The 380-nt window shown below is 42.6% G+C and carries 1 protein-coding gene; it reads left to right on the top strand.

The features are described from left to right. Positions 1-363: hypothetical protein (locus KEM10_RS24125; RefSeq protein ID WP_212221061.1), on the top strand; the 363-nt coding region annotated here is incomplete at its 5' end. Positions 364-380: the final 17 nt, after the last annotated feature.

The raw sequence follows: 380 nt of genomic DNA, 5'->3' as shown, positions 1-380 counted from the left end.
TCAGGAAAGTATTTCCTGTTAACTGATATTGTTCTTGAGTACGCTCATGGAGCATCGGAAGAAGACAACGACCCGGCAGATTTTGCATTCGGTCAATTTGCTTTACCTCCTGCAATCCTGAACGGTACTTTCGAGATGACGTTAGGCACGAAGGTAATTGTACCTGAAATCTCATGTGCGGTATTCGATGACACCGATACCACTAAACGCAAATTCCAATACAAGCTTGCCAATCCAAAGTGGTTGAAGCCATCAATGGATATTACACCAAAGCTGAATATGCCGAAATCGGTATCAGGTGATAAGATTTACCACCCTGCCGTTAAGGTAACGCTATTGGGAACTATCACAGAGAAAGCATAAGAGCTTGATATGTCATA

Origin of the sequence: Carboxylicivirga linearis, assembly GCF_018271995.1 — a bacterium.
Taxonomy (GTDB): Bacteria; Bacteroidota; Bacteroidia; order Bacteroidales; family Marinilabiliaceae; genus Carboxylicivirga; species Carboxylicivirga linearis.
This window is presented reverse-complemented; position numbering and strand designations above follow the sequence as displayed.